Raw genomic sequence first — 17,405 nt, forward strand, 5'->3', positions numbered from 1 at the left:
AAACTATTCCTAAAAATACTACTATCGAGGTTGTTGATAAATCTACTTCTGGTTGGTATAAGGTTAAGTACAAAGGTAATACTGGGTATGTTTCTAAGGACTATGTCAAGTTAAATGGCAGTGGCGGTGATGATAACACTCCTCCTTCTCCTTCTGAAAAAGGGGTTACTTCTGCCAATGTTAACTTTAGAAAGAGTGCTTCTACTTCTTCTAGTATTATAGAAACTATTCCTAAAAATACTACTGTTGAAGTTGTTGATAAATCTACTTCTGGTTGGTATAAAGTTAAGTACAAAGGTAATACTGGGTATGTTTCTAAGGACTATGTCAAGTTAAATGGTAGCGGCAGTAATGATAATACTTCTTCTTCTGAAAAAGGAGTTACTTCTGCTAATGTTAACTTTAGAAAGAGTGCTTCTACTTCTTCTAGTATTATAGCTACTATTCCTAAAAATACTACTATCGAGGTTGTTGATAAATCTACTTCTGGCTGGTATAAGGTTAAATACAAAGGTAATACTGGATATGTTTCTAAGGACTATGTTAAATTAAACGGCAGTAGTAGTAATAATGAAACTCCTAGTACGTCTTCATCTGACAAAGGTGTTACTTCTGCTAATGTTAATTTTAGAAAGAGTACTTCTACCTCTTCTAGTATTATAGCTACTATTCCTAAAAATACTACTATCGAGGTTGTTGATAAATCTACTTCTGGTTGGTATAAGGTTAAGTACAAAGGTAATACTGGGTATGTTTCTAAGGACTATGTCAAGTTAAATGGCAGTAATTCTAATACATCTTCTTCAAATAAAGGTGTTACTTCTGCTAATCTTAACCTTAGAAAAAGTGCTTCTACTTCTTCTAGTATTATAACTACTATTCCTAAAAACACTACTATTGAGATTGTTAGTAAACTATCATCTGGATGGTATAAAGTTAAGTATAAAAGTTATACTGGATATGTGGTTGGAAGTTATTTGAAAATATAATTACATTAAATATATAAATACCCTATATAAGTGATCACTTATATAGGGTTATTATTATGTTCCACAATAGGTTCTGTAAGGTAAATCTGAAGGCTGTGGTAAATCAAAGTATTTTTCACACTCTAATTTATATTCATAAGGATTACTAAGAACAGAAAGTAAATCTTCCATTACTGTAAAATCTCCATTACCTGCTGCATCTAGTGCTTCTTCTACTCTGTGATTTCTTGGTATAACTACTGGATTTGACTCTTTCATAAGCTCATAAGCTTCCTCTATAGACTCTTCTTGTCTTTCCAATCTTTCTTGCCAATTTTTATACCAGTTTGTAAATTCAGCTGTAAGGAACATTCCTCTATTCATGTTTTTTCTATAAGTTAATGATAAAAAAGTATTTGTATAATCTTCTTTGTATTTTTCCATCATAGTTAATAAATCTTCTATTATAGCCTTATCCATAGCTTCTTCATTGAATAATCCTAGCTTGGTTCTCATCTGTGAGAACCAATATTCAAAATGCAAATCAGAAAACTCAAATATAGCCTTTTGTGCCAAATCTATGCCCGTGTCTGCATCTTCACTTATTAAAGGTAACAGTGTTTCTGCAAATCTACAAATATTCCAAGAAGCCATGTTTGGCTGATTTTTGTAGGCATATCTTCCATGAAAATCAATAGAACTAAATACAGTGTCTGGATCATAAACATCCATAAAAGCACAAGGTCCATAATCAATAGTTTCTCCACTAATAGTCATATTGTCAGTATTCATTACACCATGAATAAAACCAACACATAGCCATTTGGCAGTTAACTTAGCATGAGCTTTTATTACTTCTTTTAGAAAACTTAAATATTTATTTTCATCATTTCTTACATAGGGGTAATGTCTATCTATGGCATAGTCAGCTAGTTTTTTCACTTCTTCTTTTCCCAAGTAATTAAAAGCATATTCAAAAGTACCGAATCTAAGATGACTTGTTGCAACTCTAGTAAGTATGGCTCCTTCTTTCACATATTCTCTATAAACTTTTTCTCCTGTTTTTACTACTGCTAAACTACGAGTTGTAGGTATTTTAAGATTATACATGGCTTCGCTAATTATATACTCACGAAGCATTGGCCCAAGCACTGCCCTTCCATCACCACCACGAGAGTAGGGTGTTTTTCCACTTCCTTTTAACTGAATATCATATCTATTTGAATCAAAACCTGTCATTGAAGTTTTGTTTTCTAGTTTTTGTTCACCAATTAGCACTGCTCTTCCATCACCTAGCATTGTAAAATTACCAAATTGATGGCCGCTATAAGCCTGTGCAATATATGCACCGCCTTCAACTTTTTTATTTCCAGCTAAAACTTGTAAACCTTCTTCACTTTTCAATGATTGTGCATTTAATCTTAACTCTTCTGCTAAATGCTCATTAAAAATAACTAACTCTGGTTTTTTAACTGGATTTAAATCTATTTCACTATAAAAAGACTTTGGTAAATTTTTATAACTATTATCAAAATTCCAGCCCATATTCTTACTTTGATTTTCCTGTGCCATTTTTTCACCTCTTTTTATTTATATTTTCTATATAAAATCTTACTTCTCATAGATTGTGTAATTTGTTATAAATTATTTATACCCTAAATAAAATAAAAAACTCTCCAAGACACAGATTATTCTGTTTACTTAGAGAGTTTTATATTCATCTATATATGGTATTTTAACTTCAAAAGTCGTACTTTCATTATTACTAATAGCACAGATACTTCCATCATGAGCTTCTATAATATTTTTTGTAATAGCAAGACCTAAACCTGAGCCACCTTGGAATGTATTTCTTGATTTTTCTACTCTATAAAATCTATCAAATATATGAGGTAAGTCCAGTACTGGAATAGGTTCTCCATAATTTATTACCTGAACAACTGCCATTTCTCCTTCTGTAATTACTTTTATATCCACATAATGTCCATCTTTTCCATATCTCATAGCATTTGTAATAAGATTTTCAAAAGCTCTTACTATTTTAATTGGGTCAGCATTTATTATAAGTTTGTCCACAGAAAAGTCTATTCTACAATTCATATTTTCTTGTCTAAATTGTATTTCAAGTTGAGAAATTAACTGTCCTATTAGCTCTACCAAATTCAGCTCAACCTTGTTAAAATTAACAACTCGGTTTTGCATTTTAGTAAGTTCAAACAAATCATTAATAAGTATGTTTAAGTTTAAAGACTTTTCGTAAGCTATATCCACATAGTACATAAGCTCCACTTCATCTTTGTATCGTCCCTCTTCAATAAGATTTAAATATCCTATAACTGAAGTTAAGGGTGTTCTTAAATCGTGAGAAACATTTGTAATTAAGTCCGTCTTAGTTTGTTGAGCTTTTCTTTCTTCCACAGTTATATCTTTCAACTGCTTCACTATACTGTTAATATTTTGTGCTACTTGATCAATATCTCCTCTTGATTTTAATTCAATCTTCTTGTCAAGATTTCCTTTTGACATTTCTTCCACATTATCCACAAGTAAGGATACATTTTTGAACTTTTTATAAGTAATAAGAGAATATATTAAAAGGAAAATTAAAATTGCTATAATACCGTATATATTTCCTGCAAAAAAATTATCGTTCAATCTAAACAAAGCTTTAATTACTACATTTAATATTGGAGTTCTATAATTAATATATAAATTATAAATTACTTTATATAATGTGACAAAAACAGCTAAACTCAATATTGCACTTATGGCAAATTCTAATGCGCTGATTATTATATATTTAAAAATTCTTCTTTTATTTTTCAATTTTATAACCAACTCCCCATACAGTTTGAATTATTTTATTTCCTTCTATATATTTTTCCAACTTTTCTCTTATTCTACTCATGTGAACCATAACAGTATTGTTTGAGCCAAAGTAATCTTCTTTCCACACCTTAGTAAATATTTCTTCTGAGCTATAAACTCTTCCCCTATTACTACCTAGTAAATATAAAATGTCAAACTCTCTAGCTGTAAATGGTATTTCAGTATCTCCAACTTTAACTGTTCTATTGTTTTTATCTATAATCAAAGTTTCAATATTTATAATATGGTCTTCTTTGTTCATGTTGTTGAAATAATAAGTTCTTCTAAGAAGTGCTTTCACTCTAACTGATAGTTCCAATGGATTAAAAGGTTTTGTTAAATAATCGTCTGCACCAGTCATAATACCTGCAATCTTGTCCATATCCTCAGACTTAGCACTAAGCATAAGAATAGGAATAGGAATATTTAAATGTTCTCTAACTCTTCTGCATACTTCCATTCCATCCATCTTTGGCATCATTATATCTAGTATCATAAGTTGTATTTCTTCTTTTTCCAATACTTTAAGAGCTTCCTCTCCATTACTGGCTTTTATTACAGTGTAACCTTCATTTTTCAAATATATTTCAATTAAATCTCTAATTTCTTTTTCATCATCTATTACAAGAATTTTACTAGCCATAACTCCCTCCTTATATTTACCTTATTATACCATATGATTTAAATACTCCTCTAAAGTAATGTTTCTTTCGTGAATCTCTTTTGCTGCATCTTTACCCACATATCTAATATGCCATGGCTCATAATTATATCCTGTAATATCTTCTTTTCCTTCTAAATAACGTAATATAAACCCAAACCTGTGAGCATTATTTGCTAACCACTGTGCTTCTGGACTTGTTTTGTCAAAACATCTGGCCTCATTTGTTACATCTATTGATAATCCACTTTGGTGTTCACTTTTGCCTGGCTTAGCCACATATTTATTAGCATAGTTTACACCCTTTGAACTAATCTCATCATTAAGAACCCTAACCTGACTTTTGTAAGATCTATATGCTGAAGATCCTAAAAGAGTTATATTTTCTTCTTTAGCTCCTTGGAATAATTCCTCCAAAGCTTTTGCTGCAGTTTCATCCATTTGTCTAGATTCTTCACTAGTACTACTTAGAAATTTCACATTTGGTTTAACTAAATTTTCCGGCTCATAATCAAGATTTAATGTCTTTTTCTTATTAACTAACATAAGATATTTACTATTCTTTGTACTTGCATTTGCACTATTTTCACTTATGTAAGAGTTCTTGTGATTTGATAATCCTGCTAAAGGATTAATTCCTCCTACAAACATTACCGTTCCTAAAATAACTATAATTCCTACTAATTTGTTTTTTAATTTCATAATATATCATCTCCTTTTCTATTACATAATAAAAAACAAATATTAAGGCCCTAATAAGTAATTCTTAACTTTTGTTAAGATTTACATTCATATACAAAAAAAGAATAATCATAATGATTATTCTTTTGCAAAAAATATTATATTTTCTACCAATACCAATGTGGTATTAGCATTGCATCTGGTTTTTTACCTCTTAAAATATGTAGTGGATAGACTCTTCCTGTTAACTTTTTGCCTGGTAAGTACTTTCTATTAAACATTATTGATGAGAAAAATACTTCTCTACCACCTGTCATTTCTAAAGGCAGTCTTATGCCAAAATCATTTTCCATCATATCTTCTAGTAAATAAGCTATCTTTTTTAAAGATTTATCCTCTTGCTTTACTCCACCTAGATCATAAACTTTATTTGCAAGTTCCTCAAATTCTTCAACATTTTCTTCATAATATCCATCAAAAGTGTATATTATGTATCCTGGTAAATCTAAAAATCCTCTTTTAAAAAGCTTATTGTTGACTGCAACTATGCATCCTAGAGCAAACTCACCTTTTTCAAAAAACTCTTCTTGCATCTCATATATATTAGACATTACCCACTCTTTATCAAAAAATATCTTATTAGGTTTTATATAATCATTCTTACTCATTTTCATCTTATTTGTCCTCCTCTTTCCAAATGGTCATAAATATTTTTGCATATTTCTCAATAGTAACTAAAATTATGCAGGTAACAATTCCTATTACTCCACAGATTAAAATAGATAAATCCCATAATAAATAAGAAATTACAGCCGCGATTATTCCACCTATTATTCCCAATTTACCATTTTGTTTAGATAGAGTCTTATCTACTAATAAACAATCTAGTATTATATCTACCTCTTCATCTATATTCTCTTTGGTTTTACAAATTTCCTCATCCCATCCTTTTATATCTTCTGGTTTTAAATATTTGTAATCCATCATATTTAGTAGTTCTTCTAATTCACAACTTTCATCAAGTATTTCTTGAAGCATCTTTATATTTACTTTTTGATTGTTAACAATCTCAAACTCTAGCACATAGACCTTCTCTTCTGTTTTTATTCTGTAAAAAGGAAATTCTTCTTCAAACCCAACTTTAACAAGTTTGTTTCCTACTTTATTTTTTATATAATTTTCTATTTCTATATTTTCATTTGGATTATTAGTTTCAAAACTTTCACAAGCATCTTTCATATAGTTAGTAAAATCAGTATAAACTCTATATACTGGTTCTAAACTATTCCAAAAACATAAATGATTTATTAACTTTTCTTCCATTTTTGAGTAGCCATTTCTATCTGAAGAGAACTGTAAATTATCAAGACAATTCTCCATTATTTTGCATACTTTTCTTACTTCTTTTATATCTTCATAATCCTTTTCTATTTGTATGGCTTTTTGTAAAAACTCTTCTTTTTCATATTTTCCATTATATTGTATAAACAAATCGAAAATTTTATTATAATCTGGCAAGTCTATAAAATTTTGGCTTGAATCTAAAATAGCTATCCACATAGCCACAGGCAAAATATTTTTTTCTTTTTCATTTAAAAATTCATCACCTAAAGTAGCATGCTTCATTAATAAATTATGTGCTATTTGGTTTCCTAGCTTAACTCTATAATCATCCTTAATATACTTTTTATTTATTTTTAAATTGCTATAGTTATAAAGATCTAACTCAAAATCTACATCATCACACTCATAAGTAAAAACTACTGGCTCATTATTACACTCACCTATTGATGCAACTAAATACCCTCTTTCTATTTTACTAATTTGAACTGGACCATTTTCTATGGCCTTATAATTTTCTGAATTATAATAAATTTTTTCTTTATTTATATTTTTTAACACAACTCTTATTAGTCCAAATTTCTCTAAAGTAATTGTAATAACCTTACTTTTTTCTTCTTCATCTAATAAATTTACTGATTCCTTATAATAATCTGTTATTCCATTTACTATTTCTATATATTTTTTCCTCATATCTTCCCTCCCTTTTCATCAAAAAGCACTATTACCATAATAAAACAAAATAGGCCATATTTCTACATTATCTATGCTTAATTTATGACAGACTTGGAACAAGCATGATTTATACATCTTTTAATTTAGATAAATTTTTGTGAAATTAAATTATATTTAATATAAGTTCGTAACATATGTTACATCATTTATAAAATATTTCAGATATAATTTGATTATATTAATTAAGAAATTGTAAAAATGATTATGTTTTATCTTAAAAGGGTAAATAAAATACACATTTAAAAGGAGATGTACAAATGGAAAATAAAATGTTTTGTTTCCAATGTCAAGAAACGGCAGGATGCACAGGATGTACAAAATTTGGAGTATGTGGTAAATCACCTGATTTATCAAGAATGCAGGATTTATTAATATATACAACAAAAGGATTATCAGAAGTAACAACAAGACTTAGATCGGAAGGCAAAAAAGTAAGCGGAGAGGTTAATCACTTAATAACTATAAACTTATTTACTACAATAACAAATGCTAACTTTGATGATGCAATATTCTATGAAAGAGTTAAGGAAACTTTAACTACTAAAGAATCTTTATTAGCTAAGTTAAAAAACAAAAATAATTTATCAGAAGCAGCATTATGGAATGCAAGTTCAAATGCTGAAATAGATACTAAAGTAAATTTATTAAGTAAAATAAAACATGCAGTTCTTGGAAGTGGAAAAAAAGTAGCTAATATAGACACAGTATTAGATGAAAAATCAACTAAAGTTGGAGTACTTGCAACTAAGGATGAAGATATAAGAAGTTTAAGAGAACTTATAATCTATGGATTAAAAGGTCTGTCAGCATATATGAAACATGCAAATGCATTAGGGTATGACAGTGAAGAAGTAAATGCATTTATGCAAAGCACATTAGCAAAAACTTTAGATGATAGTTTAACTATTGATGAATTAATAGCTTTAACTTTAGAAACTGGTAAAGTTGGTGTTGATGGAATGGCTCTTTTAGATAGTGCAAATACTGGAACTTACGGACACCCAGAAATAACTAAAGTTAATATAGGTGTAAGAAATAATCCAGGTATACTTGTATCTGGACATGACCTAAAAGACTTAGAATTATTATTAAAACAAACAGAGGGTTCTGGTGTAGATGTTTATACTCACTCTGAAATGTTGCCAGCTCACTACTATCCAGCATTCAAAAAATATTCTCACTTTGCAGGAAATTACGGAAATGCTTGGTGGAAGCAAAAAGAAGAGTTTGAATCTTTCAATGGACCAATATTAATGACTACAAACTGTATAGTACCTCCAAAAGATAGCTACAAAGATAGAATATACACTACAGGTGCAGCAGGTTTTGCTGGAGTTAAGCATATAAAAGGAGAAAGTGAAGATAACAAAGACTTCTCTCAAATAATAGAACAAGCTAAAAAGTGTGCTCCTCCAACAGAAATAGAAAGAGGAGAAATAGTAGGAGGATTTGCTCATAATCAAGTATTTGCTTTAGCTGATGCTGTAGTAGATGCAGTTAAATCTGGAGCAATAAAGAAATTCTTCGTAATGGCAGGATGCGATGGAAGAGCTAAATCAAGAAATTATTATACTGATTTTGCAAAAGCCTTACCAAAAGATACTGTAATATTAACAGCAGGTTGTGCAAAATACAAATACAACAAATTAAATCTTGGAGATATAAATGGTATACCAAGAGTTTTAGATGCAGGTCAATGTAATGACTCTTACTCATTAGCTTTAATAGCATTAAAACTTAAAGAAGTATTTGAATTACAAGATATAAATGAATTACCAATAGCTTTCAACATAGCTTGGTATGAGCAAAAAGCTGTAATAGTATTATTATCATTACTATACTTAGGAGTAAAAAACATACACCTAGGACCAACTCTACCAGCATTCTTATCACCAAATGTTGCTAATGTTTTAGTTGAAAACTTTGGAATTGGTGGAATAACAAATGTTGAAGATGATTTAAAAATGTTTTTAGAGCAATAAAACCCCAATAAAATTATAAAATACTCCCCATCTCTATCCCCCCTTTAGTATAGAGATAAGAACCACCAATGGGTTTTCCATTGGTGGTTCTTTTTTTCTATTTAACAAGCATTGAAATAACTTCTGTTATGATATTTGTTATCTTTAGTTTTATCTTTTTTTGCTTCTATTAACTCTTCTAATGTTTGCTTATACTTACTGTCATTAGTAACCCTGATATGACTTTCTATTAAATAAATATTATTAGTTTTTGGTCTTTTCTTTCTTATACTATTGTCAATAATCGTCTTTGACATTTCAAAACTTTGAAGATGGGTATGACCATTTTCAAATACTTTTTTTGTGTTATATACTATGTAGCCTTTTTTAACTTTTAAAATAATATACTCTTTTTTTTCATAGATTTTTTCTGCTCCTGCTGCTTTATTACACCTACTTGCACTTTTTCCATCACTAGTTTTAATATTACTTCCAATAGAATTAATAACCTTAAGCATAACAACAACACTCCAATTATTTTTAATTTTGAAATATCTTAAGATAATTGTAACTTAATATTTCGCGAAATGTGTTACATTGAGGTTAAATAACCTTACTTTATTTTAAGTTATTAATACATAATTCTACAAACTTAACAATTAAAAGTTAATAGGTGACTTGAATAAAAAAGAGAGGATATATATCCTCTCTTTTTTATTTATTATTATTTTAAATCTTCTTCAATATGACTTTCTTCTAGCTTAGATACAAGTGCAAAATCTATTTCTCTAAAGTCCACATTTACATTGTCAACTTTTATTCTTACAGTATCACCAATCTTAAATGTTTTGTGAGTTCTCTCACCCATGATTGTGTAAGTTTCTTGATTATAAATATAATAATCATCTCTCATATTAGCAAGTCTTATAAGACCTTCTACTGTATTTTCTAATTCTATAAACATACCAAATGAAGTTACACTTGATACAGTACCCTCAAATTCTTGACCAACTTTGTCAGCCATATAGCATGCTTTGTAGTAGTCGTGAACGTCTCTTTCAGCAAGTTCTGCAGCTCTTTCTCTTTCTGATGATTGAGTAGATGCATATTCAACTATATGAGCTAGTTGTTCTTGTCTCTTGTTGTTAATCTTATTGTTTAATTGCTCTTTTATTATTCTATGAATTTGTAAGTCTGGGTATCTTCTGATTGGAGAAGTAAAGTGACAGTAGTATTTTGCTGCCAGTCCAAAGTGCCCTACACATTGTGGTGAATATTTGGCTTGTTTCATAGAACGTAGCGCTATTGTACTTATAGATTCTTCTTCCTTAGTTCCTTTTATTTTTTCCACTATTCCTTGGATTTCTTTTGGATGAACATTTTCTAAGTCACCTTTTATAGTGTATCCAAATGTGGCTATAAATTTCTTAAGGTCTTCCATCTTCTCTGCTGATGGAGTCTCATGTATTCTATAAACAAAAGGTAGCTGTAACCAATAGAAATGCTCTGCCACAGTTTCGTTAGCTATAAGCATGAACTCTTCTATCATTTTGTTTGATATTCTTCTTTCGTAGTGTTTTATATCAGCAACTTCACCATCACCATTTAATATTATTTTGGCTTCTGGGAAGTCAAAGTCGATTGCTCCTCTTATTCTTCTTCTTTCCATTAAAATTCTAGCTAATTTTTCAGCTTTTATAAAATCATCCACTTGAGCTGCGAATGTTTTCTTTAATTTTTCATCGTCTTTTTCTAGTATGTCTGATACTTCTGTGTAAGTCATTCTGGCTTTTGAGTTAATAACTGTTTCAGCAATTTCAGAATTAACAACTTTGCCATGACTATCAATTTCCATTAGACAAGATAAAGTTAACTTATCTTCAAATGGATTTAGTGAACAAACACCGTTTGATAATTGTTTTGGTAACATTGGTATTACTTTATCTACTAAGTAAACAGATGTGGCTCTTTTTAAAGCTTCTTTGTCTAACTTATTCTTTTCTTTTACATAGTGAGTAACATCGGCAATATGTACCCCCAGTTTGTAGTTACCATTTGGCAATACTTCTATAGAAATAGCATCATCCAAGTCTTTAGCATCTTCACCATCTATTGTGAATATGTTAAGATCTCTCAAGTCAACTCTTCTTCCTATTTCATCGCCTAAATCTTGGTCAGCCACATGATTAGCTTCCTCTATGACTTTTTTAGGGAATTCTTCTGGAAGTCCATGAGCTCTAATTATTGAGTCAATTTCTACTCCTCTTTCACCCTTTTGACCAAGTACTTCTATTATTTTACCTTCTGGTTTTCTGTTTTCTTGTGGCCAAACTGTAATTTCACAAACTACTTTGTCGTCATTTTTTGCTCCAGAGAAAACTCTCTTTGGTATAAATATATCTTGGTTAAATTTCTTGTCATCAGGCACAACAAAACCAAAGCTCTTGTTTTCTTGGAATAAACCAACAACTCTAGTTACTTCTCTTTTTATTATTTTAATAACTTTTCCTTCAGCTCTTCTGTCATCTGTAGCAGGTGTTACAATCTCTGCCATAACTCTATCATTGTGAAGTGCTCCATTTATATCGTCTTTTGGAATAAATAAATCTTGTTTAAATTCTTCGTCAGACTCAACAAATCCATAACCTTTTCTGTGAGAAACAAATTTCCCCACAAATAGTCCCATTTGATTTGGAGACATGACTCTTCCTTTTTTTGTTCTAACTATATAACCGTCTTCTTCTAATTCGTCTAAAAAGTTATAGAACATTGGCATTTCTGCTGGGTGTATATTAAAAATCAGCGCTAATTCTTCCTTTTTAAGAGGATTGTAATGGTTATCACTAATTAGGCCTAGTAATGATTCTTTTAATTTATCTGTCATATAATCCCTCCTATTATATTTATTATATCCATTTTTATTATATTTCTATTATTAATTCCATATTAAATTCATTATGTTTTTTAATTAAAATAACTATATAAAAATTTGCCGTCTACTCATTTTATCTAAAATTTTCTAGTTTGTCTAATTTTTGTAATGTTTGCTTTTTTATTACTCTTTCTTTATACTTTTATTATTCTAGAAAAAAGGAGTGACATATGTGAAAAATCTAATTTTATCCTTTAATGTGGTAGCACCATTGTGTTTAGTCATGGCACTTGGTTATTTTCTTAAATACATAAAAATACTTGATAAGGGTTCAGTAAAGGTAATGAACAATACTACATTTAAAGTATTTTTGCCAACTTTATTATTTTATAATATTTATACAACGGACTTAGGTAGTGTCTTTGATCCTAAATTAATGATCTTTGCTACCATGTCTATTATAATTCTATTTGGAGTTTTATTTTTATTTATACCCATAATTGAGAAAGATAACAGCAAAAGAGGTGTTATGATTCAGGGTATATTTCGTAGTAACTTTGTACTATTTGGAATTCCCGTTGCTACTTCCTTGGTTGGGGAAGGAAAGGTAGGAACAACTGCCCTTCTAATAGGAGTCATAGTTCCTTTGTTTAACTTCTTAGCTGTAGTTTGCTTAGAAACTTTTCGTGGAGGAAGTATTAATATAAAAAAAATTATTCGAGGTATAGTTACAAACCCTCTTATTATAGGTGCTTTTTTAGGCTTACTATTGTTGATTCTTAATATTAAGCTTCCTCTATTTATTGTAAGTACTATTAAAGATATATCAAAAATGGCAACACCTTTGTCTTTAACATTACTTGGTGCATCTTTTTCTTTCTCTAATATAAAGAAATATTTAAGAGAAACAATCATAGTTGTTATAGGAAAGCTAATTATTACTCCACTTATTTTTATTTTAATTTCCTATTACTGCGGATTTAGAGGCGTATCACTTCTATCTCTTATGATTATGTTTGCATCACCTACTGCCATATCTAGTTTTCAGATGGCAATTCAAATGGATGGTGACAGTGACTTAGCTAGCCAGATAGTTGTATTTACTTCTGCATTTTCCATAGTAACAGTTTTTTGTTGGATTTTTATTTTAAAAGAGCTGGCTTTAATTTAAGTATATGATTATAACAAAGAAATAAGGCATAATACTATTTTTGTATTATGCCTTATTTCTTTGTTATACATAAGATTTCAGTAATTCTATATTTCCTACAATAGTATAGTCTATACCAGAAGGAATAAATATAGTTTCTTCCTTTTCAAGCTTTAAACGCTCTTCATTAGAAACAATTTCTCCAATTCCATCAATAACAGTATAAGAATGAAACCCTTCACTATTAACTGTATCTTTATACTGTGAGTTAACTTCTATTTTTTCTACTGTAAAATAAGGAGTCTTTAACTTCTTAAAGTCTTCTATTTTTCCTCCATTATTTCTACCTTCATAATCTATAACCTGAAGAGATTTATCGATATGTATTTCTCTGTCTCTTCCCCAGTCATGCAATCTATATGTAACATCACTACTTTGCTGAACTTCTATTAATTTTAGTCCACCTTCTATGGCATGAACTGTGCCTGCTGGTATATAAATCATATCTCCAGCCTTCACATTTATTCTTTCTAAATACTCTTCCACATTTCCTTGTTTTATTACTTGTTCAAAGGATTCTTTATTTTGTCCTTTTTTAATTCCACAAACAAGGGTAGCACTTTCTTTGGCATCTAGAATATACCAACATTCTGTCTTTCCGTTATCATTTTCATATTTTTTTGCAAACTCATCTCCTGGATGAACCTGTATTGATAAAGTATCATCAGCTTTTATGATTTTATTAAGAATTGGCAACTCTTTCCCTATATAATCTATTAAATTAATATCTTTTCCTTGTACAATGGAATGGCCATTTTTATGCGTTGATAAAATCCAATCTTCATATCCCCATATTTTTTCACTGTAAAATGGTTTTATCTTCAAAATTTTAGTCATTTTCTTCTCCCTTAAATGCAAACATCTATTTTTTTAAATCATATAAATAATCTATACTTTTTTTCATTCTATTAAGCCCCTCTTTAAGCTTCTCTAAAGGACAGCCACAATTTAGCCTTAAATATTTTTCAGCACCATATACCTCACCTTTCATAATTCCAACACCACCTACATTAATAAGTGCATCTTGAATTTCATCACAAGTGAAAGGTAAATCCCTACAATCTATCCATGCTAGATACGTACTTTCAGGTTTTATAAATTTAACTTGTTTAAAATTATCCTTAATAAACTTTTCAACATAGTTCATGTTATTATCCACATATTCAACAAGCTGATCTATATAATAATCGCACTCATTATAAGACACCATTGTTGCATACATTCCTAAAATACTAACTGAATTTAAAAAGTCTTTTCTTCTAGTTTGAGCAAGAAAATCCTCATATATTTTCTTATTTGGAACAATTGCATAAGAACCTATTAAACCAGGATAATTAAATGTTTTACTACCAGAAGAAACTAAATATATTTCATCATATTCATTATGGTAAGCTAACATTGGAGTGTGCTTATTTCCAGGCATGACCACATCTCCATGTATCTCATCACTTATAATTTTTACATTGTGTTTTTTACATATAGAAACTATTAAATCTAACTCTTTTTTAATCCAAACTCTTCCTGTCGGATTGTGAGGAGAACAAAGTAATAGTACATTGCACTGCTTTATTTTATTTTCAAATTCAGCAAAGTCTATAGTATATTTCCCTTCACTTTCTCTTAATTGAATTTCTTCTAATTCAAATCTATTGTCTCTAATTACATTGAAGAAAGCATCATACATGGGGCTGAATGCTGCTACTTTTCCTTCTTTGTTACAAAGTAACCTTAATAAAAGGGAGACAGAATACATAACTGAATGGCTGTAAATAACCCAATCTTTATTTATATTAACTTCAAATCTTTTATGATAATAATTTTTTATTGAACCTTTAAAATCATCATGGTTCCATCTTGAATATCCATAAATCTGGTGCTGCAATACATTTTGTAATTTTTCATATACTGGCATTGGTACTGTAAAATCTGTATCTGAAATAGAAAAAGGAATTAAATCCTTCTTTCCAAAACGGTCTTGTATATAATCCCATTGTGTACAGTAAGTTCCCCTACGATTATGAACTTGATCAAAATTATGCTTCATACTATCCCTCCAAAATGATTATCTCTTTTGTTGTTCTATTTAACGGAATTCCTACTCCATCTTTTATCCATATATCATCTTCTATTCTTACACCCCCTAATCCAGGTATATAAATTCCCGGTTCACAAGACATAACCATGTTATTTTGTAAAATTGTATCTGATGTTTCATTTAAGAATGGATACTCTGATCCATCGCCAATTCCAATTCCATGTCCTAAACCATGGTTATAATACTTGCCATATCCCGCTTCATTTATTATTTTTCTCACTTCAAAATCTGCATCACTGGCTTTTTTTCCTGATTTTATTGATCCAACTCCAACACTTTGAGCCTTCTTTACAACTTCATAAATTTCTAAGATTTTTTCATTTGGCTTTCCTACAAAGACTGTCCTAGTCATATCTGATTGATAATTTTTGTACTCAATTCCAAAATCAATCATTACCACATCTCCATCTTCTATTATTTTGTCAGTAGGTCTTCCATGGGGTAAACACGTTCTTGTCCCAGAAGTTATAACAGGATCAAAAGATAGCTTACTTGCTCCATACTTCAACGAATAGTAATGAACCCATGCATTTATCTCTTGCTCTGTAATTCCTACTTTTATATGATTTAATACATTATCAAATATTTTATCTGTTATTTCACAAGCTTCTTTTAATACACTGATTTCACTATCGTCTTTGATTATTCTCACTTCATTTATTTCTTCTCCTACAAGAACAACATTGAAATCATATTCCTTAAGTTTTTCATAATCAGAAATAGAATATCCTTGAGATTCCAATCCTAAATTTGAGTAATTATATTGTTTGAAAATTTCATTTACCACATGAAAATGTGATTTTTGAGACTGAGCAGGCGTGTTTTCAATTATTTCGAAATCTGTTTTTTTATCTCTAGCTTCACTAACATATCTTCCATCTAAAATAAGATAATTTTTATCTTTCGTGATTAAAACATTTACTCCGCTTCCTGTTAGTGTTCCTAAATATTTTTTTGTAATTTTTGATTTTATAAGCAATCCATCTATATTCAATTTTAGTAATAATTTTTTTATTTTTTTAATATGTAAATCCATATAAACCTCCTCTAGTTCTTCATAATTTATCACTAATAATAAAAGCTATGAATATAGATTTATTATTCTATCGTCATAGCTTTTATCTCATATATTACGTTTTAGCTTTATTATTTTAATTTATATACTAGAAATCTAATTCTCCTAATAAATCTAAATCTTCATCTGATATTGCATTTTGTTCTTTTGATTGTTTTGCTTCGGTTAAAGATGTTTGTTTTTCATATAATTTAAAGAATGGATACCAAATTAATATTGAACCTAACATTTGAGTAGCATTAACCACTACTGTTAACCAATGCCCATTTACTAAGAATCCTTCTAAGAATGCTCCTAAATATGGTGGGTTAAAGAATGGTTTTGCTAATATCCCTGCATTCATTAAAAATGCTGGGAATGTTCCCAATATAGTTCCACCTATAACATATGGTAAGAAGAAAGTTGGATTTAAAACAATTGGTGCACCAAATAATATTGGCTCATTTATTCCAAATAATGAAGGTACTAATGAAACCTGTCCAATACGTTTTAAATCTTTTCTCTTAGAGAACAAGAACCAAAATACTAAACCAAACGTTACACCTGTTCCTGTAAAGTTAGCAAATGCACTTACCATACCACCTGTATAGAAATGAGGTAAAGCTTGTCCTGCTGCCATAGACTCTATATTTTCTGCTAAAAATTGAGCTGCTATTGGTGCAGTTATAGGAGATAGTACTGATGGATGTATACCAAAGAAGAATAATAGCACTCCTAAAAATGTTATAAATGCAAACATAAATGGATTATCTAGTGATCCTACTAATGGAGATAAGAATTGCGTAAGTACTTCTGGAGGTAATACACCGAATAATGGGGAATGTAAAATAAAGTGTGTAAGTTGACAAGATTGTTGTCAGCTTATGCACTTTTTTGATTATAGAGTGTGATACCATTAAGGAAAGGAACTTAAAAAGATGAGGTATGATACTATGGTT

Annotated in this window: 15 protein-coding genes; 3 read left to right on the forward strand and 12 right to left on the reverse strand. The window is 29.6% G+C overall.

The genetic code is table 11. The features are described 5' to 3' along the window. The coding region (locus tag K0040_RS18065) for an SH3 domain-containing protein (RefSeq protein ID WP_228110122.1) at positions 1 to 989 on the forward strand (989 nt) is incomplete at its 5' end. Between the two features lie 54 nt (positions 990 to 1,043). Here the strand turns inward: K0040_RS18065 and K0040_RS18070 are convergent. The 6 genes from K0040_RS18070 to K0040_RS18095 all read right to left on the reverse strand — a co-directional run bounded on the left by K0040_RS18070 (position 1,044) and on the right by K0040_RS18095 (position 7,212). Then, complete coding sequence (locus K0040_RS18070) at positions 1,044 to 2,540, reverse strand: protein adenylyltransferase SelO (RefSeq protein ID WP_228110123.1); 1,497 nt, start codon at positions 2,538 to 2,540, stop codon at positions 1,044 to 1,046. A gap of 129 nt (positions 2,541 to 2,669) precedes the next feature. After that, positions 2,670 to 3,794, reverse strand: coding sequence for a sensor histidine kinase (locus K0040_RS18075; RefSeq protein WP_228110124.1), 1,125 nt, complete (start codon positions 3,792 to 3,794; stop codon positions 2,670 to 2,672). Next, complete coding sequence (locus K0040_RS18080) at positions 3,784 to 4,479, reverse strand: response regulator transcription factor (RefSeq protein WP_228110125.1); 696 nt, start codon at positions 4,477 to 4,479, stop codon at positions 3,784 to 3,786. The genes K0040_RS18075 and K0040_RS18080 overlap by 11 nt, the downstream gene beginning before the upstream one ends. A gap of 24 nt (positions 4,480 to 4,503) precedes the next feature. Continuing rightward, positions 4,504 to 5,199, reverse strand: a complete 696-nt coding sequence (locus K0040_RS18085) for a M15 family metallopeptidase (RefSeq protein WP_228110126.1) — start codon at positions 5,197 to 5,199, stop codon at positions 4,504 to 4,506. 146 nt (positions 5,200 to 5,345) lie between these two features. Continuing rightward, complete coding sequence (locus K0040_RS18090) at positions 5,346 to 5,852, reverse strand: hypothetical protein (protein WP_228110127.1); 507 nt, start codon at positions 5,850 to 5,852, stop codon at positions 5,346 to 5,348. Between the two features lies 1 nt (position 5,853). Continuing rightward, positions 5,854 to 7,212 carry a hypothetical protein gene (locus K0040_RS18095; protein WP_228110128.1) on the reverse strand — a complete coding sequence of 453 codons (1,359 nt, stop codon included), beginning with the start codon at positions 7,210 to 7,212 and terminating at the stop codon, positions 5,854 to 5,856. 299 nt (positions 7,213 to 7,511) lie between these two features. Between K0040_RS18095 and hcp the strand changes: the two genes are divergently transcribed. Beyond that, the gene (gene hcp, locus K0040_RS18100) at positions 7,512 to 9,236 is read left to right on the forward strand and encodes a hydroxylamine reductase (RefSeq protein ID WP_228110129.1); all 1,725 of its coding nucleotides are present in this window, start codon (positions 7,512 to 7,514) and stop codon (positions 9,234 to 9,236) included. 101 nt (positions 9,237 to 9,337) lie between these two features. Here hcp and K0040_RS18105 read toward each other — a convergent pair whose 3' ends face one another. Both K0040_RS18105 and rnr read right to left on the reverse strand, forming a co-directional pair. Further along, a complete protein-coding gene (locus K0040_RS18105; protein WP_228110130.1) occupies positions 9,338 to 9,733 on the reverse strand; it encodes a hypothetical protein in 396 nt (131 codons plus the stop codon). Positions 9,734 to 9,939: 206 nt separating this feature from the next. After that, positions 9,940 to 12,099, reverse strand: coding sequence for a ribonuclease R (gene rnr / locus K0040_RS18110; protein WP_228110131.1), 2,160 nt, complete (start codon positions 12,097 to 12,099; stop codon positions 9,940 to 9,942). A gap of 220 nt (positions 12,100 to 12,319) precedes the next feature. Here rnr and K0040_RS18115 point away from each other — a divergent pair, with 220 nt between their 5' ends. Then, the gene (locus K0040_RS18115) at positions 12,320 to 13,258 is read left to right on the forward strand and encodes an AEC family transporter (RefSeq protein WP_228110132.1); all 939 of its coding nucleotides are present in this window, start codon (positions 12,320 to 12,322) and stop codon (positions 13,256 to 13,258) included. A gap of 63 nt (positions 13,259 to 13,321) precedes the next feature. On the opposite strand, the gene K0040_RS18120 is transcribed toward K0040_RS18115, so the two are convergent. The 4 genes from K0040_RS18120 to K0040_RS18135 form a co-directional block, all read right to left on the reverse strand. After that, positions 13,322 to 14,134: a type I phosphomannose isomerase catalytic subunit gene (locus K0040_RS18120; protein WP_228110133.1), complete on the reverse strand. Its 813-nt coding sequence runs from the start codon at positions 14,132 to 14,134 to the stop codon at positions 13,322 to 13,324. Between the two features lie 25 nt (positions 14,135 to 14,159). Beyond that, the gene (locus K0040_RS18125; RefSeq protein ID WP_228110134.1) at positions 14,160 to 15,341 is read right to left on the reverse strand and encodes a MalY/PatB family protein; all 1,182 of its coding nucleotides are present in this window, start codon (positions 15,339 to 15,341) and stop codon (positions 14,160 to 14,162) included. Between the two features lies 1 nt (position 15,342). Continuing rightward, the gene (locus K0040_RS18130; RefSeq protein WP_228110135.1) at positions 15,343 to 16,428 is read right to left on the reverse strand and encodes a M24 family metallopeptidase; all 1,086 of its coding nucleotides are present in this window, start codon (positions 16,426 to 16,428) and stop codon (positions 15,343 to 15,345) included. Positions 16,429 to 16,555: 127 nt separating this feature from the next. Next, entirely contained in the window at positions 16,556 to 17,296 is a 741-nt protein-coding gene (locus tag K0040_RS18135) for a PTS transporter subunit EIIC (protein ID WP_228110136.1), read from the reverse strand. Between the last annotated feature and the right edge of the window lie 109 nt (positions 17,297 to 17,405).

The organism is Terrisporobacter petrolearius (genome assembly GCF_020748185.1).
Classification (GTDB): Bacteria; Bacillota; Clostridia; order Peptostreptococcales; family Peptostreptococcaceae; genus Terrisporobacter; species Terrisporobacter petrolearius.

Coding starts and splice junctions, on each gene's coding strand:
- K0040_RS18070 (WP_228110123.1), bottom strand. CDS start 2,540: ATGGCACAGGAAAATCAAAGTAAGAATATGGGCTGGAATTTTGATAAT.
- K0040_RS18095 (WP_228110128.1), bottom strand. CDS start 7,212: ATGAGGAAAAAATATATAGAAATAGTAAATGGAATAACAGATTATTAT.
- K0040_RS18130 (WP_228110135.1), bottom strand. CDS start 16,428: ATGGATTTACATATTAAAAAAATAAAAAAATTATTACTAAAATTGAAT.
- K0040_RS18125 (WP_228110134.1), bottom strand. CDS start 15,341: ATGAAGCATAATTTTGATCAAGTTCATAATCGTAGGGGAACTTACTGT.
- K0040_RS18105 (WP_228110130.1), bottom strand. CDS start 9,733: ATGCTTAAGGTTATTAATTCTATTGGAAGTAATATTAAAACTAGTGAT.
- K0040_RS18090 (WP_228110127.1), bottom strand. CDS start 5,852: ATGAAAATGAGTAAGAATGATTATATAAAACCTAATAAGATATTTTTT.
- rnr (WP_228110131.1), bottom strand. CDS start 12,099: ATGACAGATAAATTAAAAGAATCATTACTAGGCCTAATTAGTGATAAC.
- K0040_RS18120 (WP_228110133.1), bottom strand. CDS start 14,134: ATGACTAAAATTTTGAAGATAAAACCATTTTACAGTGAAAAAATATGG.
- K0040_RS18085 (WP_228110126.1), bottom strand. CDS start 5,199: ATGAAATTAAAAAACAAATTAGTAGGAATTATAGTTATTTTAGGAACG.
- K0040_RS18080 (WP_228110125.1), bottom strand. CDS start 4,479: ATGGCTAGTAAAATTCTTGTAATAGATGATGAAAAAGAAATTAGAGAT.
- hcp (WP_228110129.1), top strand. CDS start 7,512: ATGGAAAATAAAATGTTTTGTTTCCAATGTCAAGAAACGGCAGGATGC.